Here is a 14,326-nt window from a genome sequence, read left to right on the forward strand (position 1 = left end):
ATGAAGATTTTAATAGCCGGTGCGGGCGCCGTTGGAACACATCTTGCAAAACTTCTCGGACAGGAAGATCACGAAATTACCCTCATGGATGCCGACAAGGAACGTCTGGCTATCATACGCGACAATACAGACATCCTCACCTTTATTGGGAACTGTACCTCACTTAAGGATCTTACTGAGGCAGGCGTGGCAAACGCCGATCTTTATATCGGTGTAACACCGGAGGAGTCAAGAAATATCACATCCTGCATGCTCGCAGCCAATCTGGGTGCTAAGAAAACGCTTGCCCGCATCGACAACTATGAGTATCTGCTGCCAAAAAATACGGAGTTTTTTGAGAAGCTGGGTATTCATTCAATGATTTATCCCGAGCTGAGTGCCGCCCGTGAGATTGCAATGGCACTAAAGACTCCCTGGACCCGATTTTGGTGGGAGTTATGCAATGGGACAGTAATCCTCGTCGGTGCCAAGGTGCGTGAAAATGCCCCCATTGTAAACAAATATCTGAATGAGTTGATGCAGGAGAACAAACAGTTTCACCTGGTGGCCATCAAAAGAGGTGCCCACACACTGATTCCCAAAGGAAGCGATCAAATACTGCCGAATGATATCCTCTACTTTACCACACTGCGCAAACATGTGCACATTTTGCCGGACATTCTTGGAAAGAAGTCGTTTGAAACAAAAAGAGTCATCTTCATGGGCGGTAGCCGCATTACGATGCGTACCATCCAGCAGCTCCCGCAAAATACCAATATAAAAATCATTGAACAGGACAGGGAACGTGCAGAGAGGTTGGTAGAAATCGCTCCGCCCAACGTGACAGTTTTTGTGGAAGACGGCCGCAATGTGGAGTTTCTGCTGCGTGAAGGCATCGCGGAAGCCGACGCGTTTCTCGCACTTACAGACAACTCCGAAGCCAATATACTGGGCTGCATGATGGCCAAGCAGTATGGCGTAAAGAAAACGGTAGCCGAAGTGGAGAATATCGACTATATTTCCATGGCAGAACGATTCGACATTGGAACGGTCATCAACAAAAAACTTATTTCGGCCAGTAAAATATACGAACTGCTACTGAAGGCCGATGCTTCCAACATCAAGAGTCTTACTTTTGCAGATGCTAATGTGGGAGAGGTCATCGCCAAACCCAATTCGCGGGTCACCAAAAAATTGATTAAAAACCTGGATCTGCCGAAAGACATCACATTCGGAGCACTAATCAGAAACGGTGAGCCTATGCTCATAGACGGTGACACGCTGATTGAACCGTATGACCAGGTGGTAGTCTTCTTCCTGAGTAAATCACTGAAAAGCATTGAAAAACTGTTTAATTAACAACAAAGCAGAACATCATCATGTAACAGCCATTCAGTCATCAATGGTATAAAGGGATGAAACATGCGGAAATTTAACCATCGGATCGTACTTAGCAGTATCGGGCTTCTTTTGATGATTGAAGCAGCCTTTATGTTATTTTCTGCTTTCGTGGGTGAATATTTTCATGAAGGTGCGGTGCAAAGCATCTATCTTTCCGGTATCATTACCTTTACATCCGGAGCATTGTTCCTGTTCCTTGGAAAAAGAAAGAAAACCTCATCAAGGCAGATCACAAAAAGGGAAGTATACCTCACCGTGACCATGGCATGGCTGATGATGGCGCTCTTCGGTACTCTTCCCTTCATGCTCAGCGGTGCCATCCCTTCGTTCACCAATGCCTTTTTCGAAACCATGTGTGGCTTTACTACCACGGGCAGTTCCACGTTGCTCAACATTGAAGCCTTTCCCAAGTCTCTCCATTTCTGGCGCAGTTTCACACAATGGATCGGCGGCATTGGCATTATTATTTTCGTGATGTCGTTCGTACCTGTGTTTGGGGATAACTCCGGACAATTCTTTGATGCGGAGGTCACGGGTATTTCCGAGGATATGATGCGACCCCGTGTGAGTGTGATCACCAAAAATATGGCTATGGCCTATTTCGGATTGACCGTTGTAGGGTTTTTCTTTCTCTGGGCCGGTCCCATGGATGCATTTGATGCTGCCTGTCATACTCTTTCGGCAATTTCCACCGGGGGCTTTTCCACCAAACAGGCCAGCATCGCTTATTTTAATTCCCCCTATACCGAATATGTGATCACGATGCTCATGTTTTTGGGGGGGACAAACTTCATGCTGATTTACACCTTTTTCGCCCGTGTAAGTATCAAGGTCTTCCGGGAAGAAGAGTTCAGATGGTACCTCTCTCTCATCCTCCTCTTTACGGCAATAATCACCCTCCTTCTTCTTACCACAGGGGAGATGAGCGGCTTCGAACAAACTTTTCGTACCGCCCTGTTTCAGGTTGTGGCTGCCATCACTACAACAGGATTTGCCACGGTGGACTATCAACTGTGGGGACATGTATACTGGCTCCTGTTTCTGGCAATGATCCTCTTCTGCGGTTGTGAGGGATCTACCTCGGGCGGGATGAAGCTATCGCGGCTGGTGGTATTATCCAAGAACACCCTTCTGGTTTTTAAAAAACAGGTTCATCCCGATGCACTCTACCGGGTGAAAATGAACGGAGAAGTGATTAGCAGCAACAGTTCTTCTAAAATACTGGCATTTGTATTCCTCTATCTCTCCCTGGCAGCCTTCAGTGCACTGGTGTTGAGCTTCACCGGCATGACCTTCGATGAATCCATCGGTGTTTCCATCTCTTCCATCAGCAGCTACGGCTTTGGACTGGGTTCATACGGCCCCAGTGGCACCTATGAGTCGGCTTCGGTCTTTGCCAAATATTACCTCTGCTTCCTCATGCTGGTGGGCCGCCTGGAGGTGTTCACCGTCCTTTCTCTCTTTGTCCCAAGTTTCTGGAAAAGATAAACCAGGAGTTAGTTGTCAAGCATCTGCGTCAGTTACGAAAAAAGATGGCATCGTCGACCGCGTCGATAGTGATTGGCTTCGATTTATCGACTGTGCCGGCGAGCAGATCTTTAGACAATTGGTTCAGTACCCTGTTTTGAATCACTCTTTTCACGGGACGGGCCCCAAATTCGGGGTCAAAACCGGCTTCAGAGATGCTCTTCAATGCTTCTTCCGTATATTGCAGTTCGATGCCGTTTTCAGCCAGCATCTTCCTTATTCCTCCAAGTTGTATGCGGACAATCTGCTCAATCTCCGACTCTTTCAGCGGAGCGAACATGATGATGTCGTCGATCCGGTTCAGAAACTCGGGGCGAATGGTTTTCTTCAACAAGTCCATCACCAGGTTTTTCGTTTTCTCAATGATCTCCTCCCTGTTTGTCGGGGTGATTCTTTCAAGGTTCTCTCGAATCATGCCCGATCCCATGTTGGAGGTCATGATGATGATGGTATTCTTGAAATTCACCACCCTGCCCTTGTTGTCGGTCAGCCTCCCATCATCGAGCACCTGCAGTAGGATGTTGAACACGTCGGGATGTGCTTTTTCGATCTCGTCGAACAGCACCACCGAATAGGGTTTGCGCCGGATCGCCTCGGTAAGCTGTCCCCCCTCGTCGTACCCCACGTACCCCGGAGGGGCACCTATCAGCCGGGTGGCACTGAACTTCTCCTGATACTCGCTCATGTCGATGCGGGTCATCATATTTTCATCATCGAACAGATATTCAGCCAGTGCCTTGGCCAGCTCCGTCTTCCCTACACCCGTCGTACCCAGAAAGATAAAGGACCCAATGGGACGTTTCGGATCACTCAGTCCCGCACGATTGCGCCGCACCGCATCGGAGACAGCCGTGATGGCTTCATCCTGTCCGACGACGCGTTTGTGCAGTTCCTCCTCCAGATGAAGCAGCTTCTGCCGCTCGCTCTGCAGCATCTTACTCACCGGGATGCCCGTCCAGCGCGACACCACGTCGGCAATATCCTCGGCATCCACCTCCTCCTTGATCATGGCACGTGTCCCCTGACGCACGTGCAACTCCTCCTGTAACGCTTCAATGGTGTTCTCCAGTTCTTTGATCCTGCCGTAGCGCAACTCGGCCACCTTGCCATAGTCGCCCTCCCGCTCGGCCCGATCCGCCTCGAACTTTGCATCTTCTATCTCTATTTTATTTTGCTGAATCTGGTTGATCAGATCCTTCTCCGACTGCCACTTGGCCTTGTAATCGGCCTCCTCCGACTTCAGCTCCTCGATCTGGCGAGTCAGCAGCTCCATTTTCGGCTGGTCATTTTCACGCTTTATCGCCTCCCGCTCTATCTCCAGCTGTTTCACACGCCGCATGATTTCATCCAGCTCCTCGGGAACGGAATCCACCTCCATGCGCAGCTTGGCCGCAGCCTCATCCATCAGGTCGATGGCCTTGTCGGGTAGAAAACGATCGGTAATATAACGGTGCGACAGCTGCACGGCCGCAATGATTGCCTCATCCATGATTCGAACCTTGTGATGGTTTTCATACCTCTCTTTCAGTCCGCGCAGGATGGAGATGCTGTCCGACTCGCTCGGCTCCTCCACCATCACCATCTGGAATCGCCGTTCCAGCGCTTTGTCCTTTTCGAAATACTTCTGGTATTCGTCGAGCGTGGTCGCTCCGATGGCACGCAGCTCACCTCTCGCCAGAGCCGGCTTCAGGATGTTGGCGGCATCCATGGCCCCCTCGCTCTTGCCGGCGCCCACCAGCGTATGAATCTCGTCGATGAAGAGAATAATCTCTCCTTCCGCTTTCACCACTTCGTTGACGACCGACTTAAGCCGCTCCTCAAACTCCCCCTTGTACTTGGCACCCGCAATGAGCGCTCCCATATCGAGAGAGTAGAGTTGCTTGCTGCGGAGGTTCTCCGGCACGTCACCCCGCACAATACGATGTGCCAACCCCTCGGCGATGGCCGTCTTGCCGGTTCCAGGCTCCCCGATAAGGATTGGATTGTTTTTTGTGCGCCGGCTCAGGATCTGCAGTACACGACGTATCTCCTCATCGCGGCCGATCACCGGGTCGAGCTTCCCGCTGCGGGCCCGCTCAATCAGATTTACCGCATACTTCCCCAGTGCCTGGTAGGTATCCTCCGCAGTCTGGCTGGTTACCTTTTGCCCCTTGCGCAACTCCTCAATGGCTTTTTGCATTTCAGCAGGTGTGATGCCGGCATCGCGCATCATGCGGGAAGCGTTGTTGTTCTCCTGCACCAGGGCCAGCAACAGATGTTCAATGGAGACAAACTGATCACCCATCTTGCCGGTAAGATCCGTCGCCTTCTGAAACACCGCGTTGGTCTCCCTGCTCAGCATGGGGTCACCACCCGATACGCGCGGATAGGATTCAATCTCGCTGTCGACCACCCTCTCCATATTCGATGCGTTCACACCCAGCTTCTGAAAAAGGAAGCTGGTCACATTCTCACCCACCAGCATCACCCCTTTCAACAGGTGAGCCGGTTCAATCATCTGCTGGTTATTTCCCTGCGCAATCTCGATCGCCTTCTGTACCGCCTCCTGCGCCTTTATTGTAAAATTGTTGAAGTTCATATTGCTCTTTTTTTATACCGTAATCATTGTAATCTGATTTCATGCAGTAAAATAATCTTATCGTATCAACAAAGAACCAATGCATAATGTTAGTGCATCCGCGTCCTTTATTTTCTGCATCGATGAAGTACAGATTTCCAACAGCAGGTGGTCAAAATCTTTGCCATTTGCAGAAATGTGACTTTTTGTCAGGATCATATCATAATGATGACCTGCAATATAGCTATTTTGTGAGTTGAGCAATCATTTCTCCAGTTGCTGTACCGTTTCCACCAGCCTGATAAACTCGTGACGATAACCATTTGGATCATCATCCAATCCTTTCCGTGCCAGATCAATCACTTTCGCGTAGGTAGCATCCCCCTTATAGGCAGAATCACGCAGCAGTTGTCCGAACATGGCAACCGCCATGGCAAAGTTAAAATCGGGTGATACCGCCTTGATGTTCTTCTGAGCCAATAAAGGAATCTCCATTTTCCTGCTTGCCTCTTCGCCGGGCTTTTTGTAACGCAATTTCACGGTCAATAACTCTTTGGTATCGCTGAAGGCATGCTCCATACTGTTTGACCTCTGTTGTTGGTATTTCAATTTATCGACCTTGCCGACAGGGATCTCCACCCCCACAGGAACAATTTCGTAAAGAGCCGTAACGATATGGCCGGCGCCCATTTCACCCGCATCCTTGCTATCATCGTTGAAATCTTCATCGTTCAGTAATCTGCTTTCATAGCCGATAAGCCGATAAGCACTGGCAAAATGGGGATTGAACTCAACCTGTAGCTTCACATCGTTGGCCACCGCAACCATGGTGCTGCCAAACTCATTTACAAGCACTTTGTTGGCCTCCTGCAGGTTATCGATATAAGCATGATTGCCATTGCCCTTCTCTGCCAGTGCCTGCAGCTTATTGTCCTTGTAATTACCCATTCCATAGCCCAGCACAGTGAGGTAAACACCCGACTGACGCTTCTGCTCAATCAGCGTCTCAAGTCCGTCCAAAGAGGAGACACCCACATTGAAATCACCGTCGGTGCAGAGGATCACCCGGTTATTGCCGCCTTTCACAAGGTTCTTCTCGGCAATCTTATAAGCCAGCTGAATGCCGTCACCACCCGCCGTAGATCCGCCGGCCTGCAGGTTATCGAGCGCTTCCATAATCTTTTGCCTGTCGAAACCGCTTGTCGAAGGCAATACTTCACCCGCCGCACCGGCATAGGCGACAATCGACACACGGTCTTTCGGTCGCAGGTTATTCACCAACAGCTTCATGGAGGCTTTCACCAGGGGTAGCTTATCGGCACTGAACATCGATCCCGATACATCGATCAGGAAAACAAAATTGCTCGCCGGCAATGTTTCGGAAGGGATCTCCCGCGCTTTCACGCCAATACGTACCAGTTGGGTCTGTTTGTTCCAGGGACTTGCAGCTACTTCGGTGATGATTCTTACCGGATGCCCGTCCGTCGGCTGTGGATAGTTATAGCTGAAATAATTAATCATCTCCTCCACTCTCACCGCATCTCTTCGAGGTAGCTCTCCCTGGTTGATCAGGCGACGGATATTACCATAGGAGGCCGCATCCACATCCAGTGAAAAGGTGGACAACGGGTTTTGGGCAGCTGTGAGAAAACGGTTTTCACTGAATGATTCGTATTCTTCCGTACTGACTTCCTGCTTAAAGGGCGGGAACAAAGGGGGGCTGAATGATCTGTGGACACGATCAGGTGAAAGACCACGAACACGCATTCCTGCCGCTTGTACCGGCATTACAGCTCCGGTCATGTTCATTGTTTGTTGCGATCCATATCCGATCACCACAACTTCCTTTAAAAGGTCGACGTCCTGTTTCATGAAAACATTCATTTTTTTCTCGGTGATCTTTACCCGCTTTGTTTTATACCCGATATATGACACTTCCAGCGTCTCTCCCTTCTTTCCTTTTATCCGGTATGTACCATTCACATCCGTTACTGTACCTTTGTTGGTCTCCTCCACACGCACATTCGCACCTATCAGCACACTTTTATCCGTTGCATCATAGATCACACCGGTTATCTCCCACTCTTCGGCATCGGGCATCACCTGGTTCTCATTCATTTGTACTGCCATGGCAGTGAAGATGAATCCTGCCATAAAAAGAATCATTACAATTCGTCGGTTTGTTGATTTCATAAATTAAATTATTAAGAATGATATTTTTTGAGGTTCTATTTATGAGATACAAATAGGTGGATTATTCCATAAACGATTAGATATTTTTTTAACTTTGTGGAAGCATCTTTGCAAAAATGAACTGACATCGGCTTGAAAAAGAGAGCAGAAATAAACAACTTAAGCAACGACGAATTGTTTGATCTTTATAAAAAAGAAGAACAGGCAATCTATTTCGCAGAGTTATACCGACGCTATATACCTTTGATATATGGAGTCTGTTTAAAGTATCTCGCGAACAAAGCCGATGCACAGGATGCCGTGATGGATCTCTTTGAAGATCTCAACAAAAAGATTATGAATTACAATATATCAAGCTTTCATTCATGGCTTTACACAGTGACGAAAAATCATTGCCTGCTGAAGATTCGCAAAGAAAAACAATTTCATTTCGAGGATATCAATGAAGCAATTATGGAAAATAGCGATTTTTTCACTCTCTCTGACAGAGAGCAGTCCGAAGAACATGCCTCGGCACTCTCCTATTGCCTGACTGAATTGAGTCGTGAACAGCGCATTAACATCGAATTGTTTTATTACGGGAATAAGTCGTATGCCGATATCGTTACTCTCACGGGATATAGTCTCAATAAGGTAAAAAGTTATATTCAGAACGGGAAAAGAAATCTGAAGAATTGCATCAACCGGATTCTGGAAGTCAGTGATTTTCGTTGAGCAGTTCAGCAATACAATCCATTATCAATAAAATAAAGCGGAATAAATAACAATGTTGGCGAAGTGAATTTAAAAGATTACATACAAGGCAAGCGGCATGGAAAAGAGGCCAACCAACTGGAACGTGAAGCAATGAACGATCCTTTTTTACAGGATGCCATTGACGGATATGACTCGCTGGCAGGTAATCATCTGCACACCATCGAAAAGCTGGAAAAGAAGATCGCCCATAAACCTGCCCGTATGGACAAACGAGTGTGGATATGGGTAGCGGCAGCATTGCTGTTACTACTTATCGGTATTCCTTTTCTGTTGCGGCAGTCCGCGCTTAATGAAGAAACGATCGTGGTTGCAAGCGAATCCCCGAAGGCCGGAATCGAATTGATCATCCCCGAAAAAGATTCAGTTGCGGCGACCGCCGGTCATATTGTTAAAACAGAGAAGAAGACAGTTCTGGAAAAAGAGAGCTCTATGGCGACCGCGGACCATATTATAGAAGCAGAAAAGAAACAAGTTCCGGAAAAAAGTACCTCCGTGACAATCGCCAGCCGTATTGTTGAGACAGAGATGAAACCTCTTCCGGATAAATATACCTCAACGCTGAAACAACCGGAACGTAAGCTTGTTCAGGGGCGATTGACAGATCAGACCGGCAACCCGCTTGTCGGTGCTACCGTCACCCTTTCCCATTTAAATGCGGGCACAGTGACCGACACAGCAGGAAAATTCAGTATGGATCTTCCCAAAGAGGCAGTAGGAAACCTGCTTCTATCCTACATTGGCATGGAAAGTAAGGAGATTCCCCTCAAAGAGCATATCGGGACCGTTCAGATGGAAGCCAATGCCGATCTATTGAGCGAGGTGGTGGTGATTGGTTATGGAACACAGCGAAAAAATACAACGACAGGTGCTGTAGCCCAAATAAGGGAAGATGTACCGACTTTTGGGGAAACGGAATTCACTTACTATTTCGAAGAAAATTACGATGACGGGATCTGCGAAGAGCAGGAGATAATCTTTGAAGTGACTTTTTTTATTGATGCCAACGGGCATCCCGGCAGCATTCACATCAAAGAGAACAATTGTCCTGCAATGGAGACAGAGATAAAAAGATTATTGCTCGGCTCCCCACGCTGGTCGGAAGTAAACAGGCCGGTCACCCTAAAAATTGAATTGTGATTCCTATGACAAAAGAAAAATTCTATACCCTCCGTGAGGAGCAAGCCAACTACCTGACACACGGACTGGCACTGCTGATAAGCATTGCAGCAACCATCATCCTGTTGCGCAAGGCACTCGTTGCCGACGACGGCTGGGCACTCTTTGCTTATGCCCTCTTTGGAGTGGGCATGATTGCCTGCATGGGATCATCCACGATCTACCACTATGTGCAGGAGCCCTTACAGAAAGCGAGACTACGTCATTTCGACCATGCCAGCATCTACCTGCTGATTGCTGCAAGCTATTCACCTTTCACGCTCATCCTCTTGCGCGAAGAGGGGCTCTGGGGATGGATGCTCTTTGCACTGGTCTGGGTGATTGCAGTAGTGGGAATAATCATTAGCTTCAGACCTCTCAGAAGAAACAGTCATCTGAAAACCATCTCTTATGTGATGATGGGACTGATTGTGCTGATAGCATTCCGGCCTATCATCCATGCTGCCGGCAGGAACGACTCAATGGATACCGTTTACCTGATCGTGGTGGGAGGTGTTTTTTACATCGCGGGTGCGGTAATCTATGCCACCGCCAAAAAGGAGTTTGTTCATGCCATCTTTCATCTCTTTGTGTTGCTCGGCCTGGTAAGCCATATCTATGCTGCATGGCTGATTCCGTTATAAAAACAAGTACCGGATATTGTTATCACGATATGTACAAAACAATTTAAAATTATAAACGATGGCAAGTAAAACGATTACCATTGACAACTACTTAGACAGTCATTTTATTGGTCGTAGTAATTGGCTCAGAGCCGCCGTGTTAGGGGCAAATGACGGAATAATCTCTATTTCAAGCCTTGCCATTGGTGTTGCGGCTGCAAATTCAGAGAGAGCGCCTATTTTGCTGGCAACCATTGCCGGTTTGGTTGCCGGTGCAATTTCCATGGCTGCCGGTGAGTATGTGTCCGTCAGTTCACAAACTGATATCGAAAAAGCGGATATTGAAAGAGAGCGACAGGAATTAGAAGATATGCCCGAGGTAGAACTAAAGATCTTGTCAGAAATATATGAGCGACGCGGATTGAAAAAAGAAACAGCGCTATTGGTAGCCAAGGAATTAACGGAAAAAGATGCGTTGAGTGCGCATGTAAGAGATGAACTGGGCATCAACGAGATGAGCCAGGCTAATCCTGTTCAGGCCTCCCTGGCTTCCTGCGCCTCTTTTCTGGCTGGAGGGATATTGCCTCTTCTGGTTGTTTTGTTTACCCCTTTATCCAATATGGTATATTCGTTGTATGCTTTCACAATTATAGCCCTTGCTGTACTGGGTGCCGTTTCTGCCAAGACAGGCGGTTCGCAAATAAGAAAGGGTGTATTTCGGATTGTAATATGGGGTACTGTGGCAATGGGGTTATCTGCCCTTGTGGGGTATATCTTCGGTGTAAATATATAAGTAATTATTTGTCAATTATATCCGGCGAAAGGCATAAACTCCCGAATCCTTGCCATGCCGGCTCATGAAAAGGGGCTGTCTCAAAAGAAAGGCAGCCTCTTTTTTTAGTATCAAATTTTTCTTAAAAAAACCTCCTCAAATATTGTTATTTAAACCACTTTTTCATATCTTTATGTCTATATATCAAACACATAAGATATGGCTAAGCCTAAGTTTAAATCCTATAATCAAGGTCAAGTAAGTCTTTTCCCTCCCACTCTGGATGAAAAGGTCCCTCAAAACTCTCCTGCCCGTATCATTAATCAAATTGTGGATAACCTGGACTTGAGTAAAGTCTTCGACACGTATAAAGGTGGGGGTACAACTGCCTATAATCCACGCATGATGCTTAAAGTTGTTCTATACGGCTATCTGAACAATATTTATTCAAGTCGTAAGATCGAGCAGGCACTTACTGATCGAGTTAGTTTCATGTGGCTCTCAGGCAATCAAACACCTGACCATAACACCATAAACCGTTTTCGTTCATCCCATTTAAAAGACTCAATACATGAGGTCTTTACCCAGGTAGTGGTTATGCTTGTTGAAATGGGTTGTTTAAGCCTTGAAGTGGCATATGTTGACGGGACCAAAATTGAATCACGAGCCAACCGCTACACTTTTGTCTGGCGTAAATCCATTGAAAAATACAAAGAGAGACTCGAAGAAAAGATACTTAAAGTCCTTGGAATGATTGAGGAGGGTATCGCCCAGGATAATAACCCTGAGGATGATCCACCTACACCATTCAACAGCGAAGAGTTAAGAAAGCGTGTTGCTCAGATTAATAAAGAGAACCGGAGCAAAGAAGAACAAAAAGCAATAAAGACACTTGAGAACAAGCTTTTACCTAAACTTGAAGAGTATGAGCGGCATTTAGATACTCTGGCAAATCGTAATAGTTATTCCAAGACAGACTGCGATGCAACCTTTATGCGTATGAAAGAGGATCATATGCTCAATGGACAGCTAAAGCCTGCATATAATGTTCAGATAAGTACAGAGAACCAGTTTATAAGCCATTATGATTTTTATCCAAACCCCACCGATACATTAACACTGATTCCCTTTTTGAATGGATTTGAGAATCGTTATAATATTTTGCCCGTCAAGGTTGTGGCTGACTCAGGTTATGGTAGTGAAGAAAACTATGAGTTTATGCAGGGGAATGATATTGAGCCATTTGTAAAGTTCAACTACTTTCATAAAGAACAGAAAAGGGCATTTAAAAAGAACGGCTTTCTCTCTCAAAACCTTTATTATAACGCGGATGAAGATTACTATGTTTGTCCCATGGGTCAGCACATGAACAAGGTAGGAAAGAAAAGAAGCAAAACAGCTAGTGGGTACACATCAACAGCAACTATTTACGAGGCGAAAAACTGTAAGGGTTGTCCTTTGAAATGTCTCTGTAGTAATGCAAAAGGCAATAGAAGGGTGGAAGTAAATCATAACCTTAACCGCCATAAACAGAAAGCAAGGGAACTGTTGACATGCGAAGAAGGAATTTATCATCGAAGTCAGCGTCCTATAGAACCGGAGTCAGTGTTCGGCCAAACTAAATCCAACAAACACTACAATAGGTTCAGACACTTTAATAAAGACAAGGTTTTGATGGACTTTGCAATCTTCGCTATCGCGTTTAACCTCGGAAAACTACACTTGAAGGGATTAGCCGATAAAGAAATACTCTATTTTTTGGAGAAATATGGTCATAAAGGAGATATTATTCTGTTTTTTATAAAAATAGAGATCAACTCTAAAAGTTTCTCATCAATTAATAACAACAATCAGAAAATAGCAGCATGAAAAATTAAAAAAGGAGCTGTCCTTTTGGAACAGCCCCTTTCCTGTTTCATACGAACAGATGCTGATAGCTTACCGTTGAATATTGGGTGACTCCAGTCCGTATCCCTTCCGTTTGTCCTCCGCCTTCAGCAGGAAGGCAAAGATCAGCGCCAACATGCCAAAGCTGGTAAAGATGAGCATGGGGAGTGTATAGTCGTAGGTATTCACTGTGAGTCCGTCACGCACGGTTTGTCCTGTGATGCAATACTTCTCCAGCACCCATCCGATTAACAGGGGTACACCCATCAGTCCCCAGTTCTGCACCCAGAAAATGAGTGAATAGGCCGTGCCCAGTCGTTTCTCCGGAACGATCTTGGGCACCGAGGGCCACATGGCCGAAGGTACCAGCGAGAAGGCGATACCGAGCAACACCACCAGCACCATGGCGAAGATCCAGCTGTTGAGTCCCGGTACGGAGAACAACGCATGCACCAGAATGAGCAGGCTTGCACCAATGATCATGATGGTGGCTCCTTTACCTTTTTTGTCGTAAATGCCTCCGAAGAGCGGTGTGAGCAGGATATTGCCAAAGGGCAACAGCATCGGGATCATGCCGGCCAGGTCTTCCGCCACGCCAAACTTATTCACCATGAGGTCGGTGGCATACTTCAGGAATGGAAACACAGCCGAATAGAACAGCACACACAGGATGGCGATAAACCACCATCCCCTGTTGCCCAATATCTTTCCAATGTCGGAGAGTTTGAACTCATCCTCCGGATTCTTTTCTTCCACCAGGCCGGTTGCTTCGGAAGCATCCAGCTTCTTGTCCATCATCACGTACACGATAAAGGAAATCAAGCCGATACACAATCCGATCAATGCTACCAATACGGGGCGAGAGACATCCACCGCCCCGGTAGCCTTGGCAATAGGAACTGAGAATCCAAGTGCCAGCGCGGTACCGATACGGGCCATGGCCATCTCCATCCCCATGGCGGTTGCCAACTCCTTTCCTTTGAACCATTTCACGATAATCTTTGAGACGGTGATGCCGGCCACCTCCACGCCAATGGCAAAAATGGCAAAGCCGATGCTCGCCCATAAAACCTGGGCATCGAGACCGAAGAGTGTCTGGCCCTCCAGTGAATCCGTCGATACAGCCCAGTATTTGATGGCCGTACCAATCACCATCACGGTAGCAGCTCCCAAGCCGGTCATGCGCACACCCAGCTTGTCGAGGATAATTCCGCCGAAGATCAGCATCAGAAGAAAAACATTAAACCAGCCGTAGGCGCTGGTAAAGGTGCCATACTCGGCACGTGACCATCCCAGCTGGCCTTCCAGCAGTCCTGCCAGGGGTGCCATGATATCGGTTAAAAAATAGCCGCACATCATTGTAAACGAGACAATGAACAGTGCAGACCAGCGTGCCGCCGAAGAGTCTCTCAGCGATTTTCGAATTGCTTCTGTCATGAGAATATGTTTAACTGTTGTTGATTTATCACAGATCTG

Annotated in this window: 10 protein-coding genes; 7 read left to right on the forward strand and 3 right to left on the reverse strand. The window is 47.1% G+C overall.

Annotation, left to right across the window (positions count from 1 at the left end; genetic code table 11):
- Positions 1-1,338: a Trk system potassium transporter TrkA gene (trkA, locus tag AC1HCU_RS05490; RefSeq protein ID WP_480370011.1), complete on the forward strand. Its 1,338-nt coding sequence runs from the start codon at positions 1-3 to the stop codon at positions 1,336-1,338.
- A gap of 63 nt (positions 1,339-1,401) precedes the next feature.
- Positions 1,402-2,868 (forward strand): TrkH family potassium uptake protein, encoded by a 1,467-nt coding sequence (locus AC1HCU_RS05495; protein WP_480370014.1) that lies wholly within the window; start codon positions 1,402-1,404, stop codon positions 2,866-2,868.
- 28 nt (positions 2,869-2,896) lie between these two features.
- On the opposite strand, the gene clpB is transcribed toward AC1HCU_RS05495, so the two are convergent.
- Positions 2,897-5,485 (reverse strand): ATP-dependent chaperone ClpB, encoded by a 2,589-nt coding sequence (gene clpB / locus AC1HCU_RS05500; protein WP_480370016.1) that lies wholly within the window; start codon positions 5,483-5,485, stop codon positions 2,897-2,899.
- Between the two features lie 243 nt (positions 5,486-5,728).
- Complete coding sequence (locus AC1HCU_RS05505) at positions 5,729-7,594, reverse strand: vWA domain-containing protein (protein WP_480371081.1); 1,866 nt, start codon at positions 7,592-7,594, stop codon at positions 5,729-5,731.
- A 195-nt stretch (positions 7,595-7,789) separates the two neighbouring features.
- Between AC1HCU_RS05505 and AC1HCU_RS05510 the strand changes: the two genes are divergently transcribed.
- The 5 genes from AC1HCU_RS05510 to AC1HCU_RS05530 all read left to right on the forward strand — a co-directional run bounded on the left by AC1HCU_RS05510 (position 7,790) and on the right by AC1HCU_RS05530 (position 12,832).
- Positions 7,790-8,371, forward strand: a complete 582-nt coding sequence (locus AC1HCU_RS05510; RefSeq protein ID WP_480370019.1) for an RNA polymerase sigma factor — start codon at positions 7,790-7,792, stop codon at positions 8,369-8,371.
- Between the two features lie 63 nt (positions 8,372-8,434).
- Positions 8,435-9,550, forward strand: coding sequence for a carboxypeptidase-like regulatory domain-containing protein (locus AC1HCU_RS05515; protein ID WP_480370021.1), 1,116 nt, complete (start codon positions 8,435-8,437; stop codon positions 9,548-9,550).
- Between the two features lie 5 nt (positions 9,551-9,555).
- The gene (gene trhA / locus AC1HCU_RS05520; RefSeq protein ID WP_480370025.1) at positions 9,556-10,212 is read left to right on the forward strand and encodes a PAQR family membrane homeostasis protein TrhA; all 657 of its coding nucleotides are present in this window, start codon (positions 9,556-9,558) and stop codon (positions 10,210-10,212) included.
- A gap of 58 nt (positions 10,213-10,270) precedes the next feature.
- Complete coding sequence (locus AC1HCU_RS05525; RefSeq protein ID WP_480370027.1) at positions 10,271-10,984, forward strand: VIT1/CCC1 transporter family protein; 714 nt, start codon at positions 10,271-10,273, stop codon at positions 10,982-10,984.
- 198 nt (positions 10,985-11,182) lie between these two features.
- Positions 11,183-12,832 carry an IS1182 family transposase gene (locus AC1HCU_RS05530; protein ID WP_480366905.1) on the forward strand — a complete coding sequence of 550 codons (1,650 nt, stop codon included), beginning with the start codon at positions 11,183-11,185 and terminating at the stop codon, positions 12,830-12,832.
- 69 nt (positions 12,833-12,901) lie between these two features.
- Here the strand turns inward: AC1HCU_RS05530 and AC1HCU_RS05535 are convergent, their stop codons facing one another.
- Entirely contained in the window at positions 12,902-14,287 is a 1,386-nt protein-coding gene (locus AC1HCU_RS05535; protein WP_480370030.1) for an MFS transporter, read from the reverse strand.
- Positions 14,288-14,326: the final 39 nt, after the last annotated feature.

This window comes from Proteiniphilum sp. LBM24028 (assembly GCF_056629195.1).

What these genes read in the sequence shown, in the direction of transcription:
- AC1HCU_RS05535 (WP_480370030.1), bottom strand. Translation starts at nt 14,287, where the DNA reads ATGACAGAAGCAATTCGAAAATCGCTGAGAGACTCTTCGGCGGCACGC.
- AC1HCU_RS05530 (WP_480366905.1), top strand. Translation starts at nt 11,183, where the DNA reads ATGGCTAAGCCTAAGTTTAAATCCTATAATCAAGGTCAAGTAAGTCTT.
- clpB (WP_480370016.1), bottom strand. Translation starts at nt 5,485, where the DNA reads ATGAACTTCAACAATTTTACAATAAAGGCGCAGGAGGCGGTACAGAAG.
- AC1HCU_RS05495 (WP_480370014.1), top strand. Translation starts at nt 1,402, where the DNA reads ATGCGGAAATTTAACCATCGGATCGTACTTAGCAGTATCGGGCTTCTT.
- AC1HCU_RS05525 (WP_480370027.1), top strand. Translation starts at nt 10,271, where the DNA reads ATGGCAAGTAAAACGATTACCATTGACAACTACTTAGACAGTCATTTT.
- AC1HCU_RS05505 (WP_480371081.1), bottom strand. Translation starts at nt 7,594, where the DNA reads ATGGCAGTACAAATGAATGAGAACCAGGTGATGCCCGATGCCGAAGAG.
- trhA (WP_480370025.1), top strand. Translation starts at nt 9,556, where the DNA reads ATGACAAAAGAAAAATTCTATACCCTCCGTGAGGAGCAAGCCAACTAC.
- trkA (WP_480370011.1), top strand. Translation starts at nt 1, where the DNA reads ATGAAGATTTTAATAGCCGGTGCGGGCGCCGTTGGAACACATCTTGCA.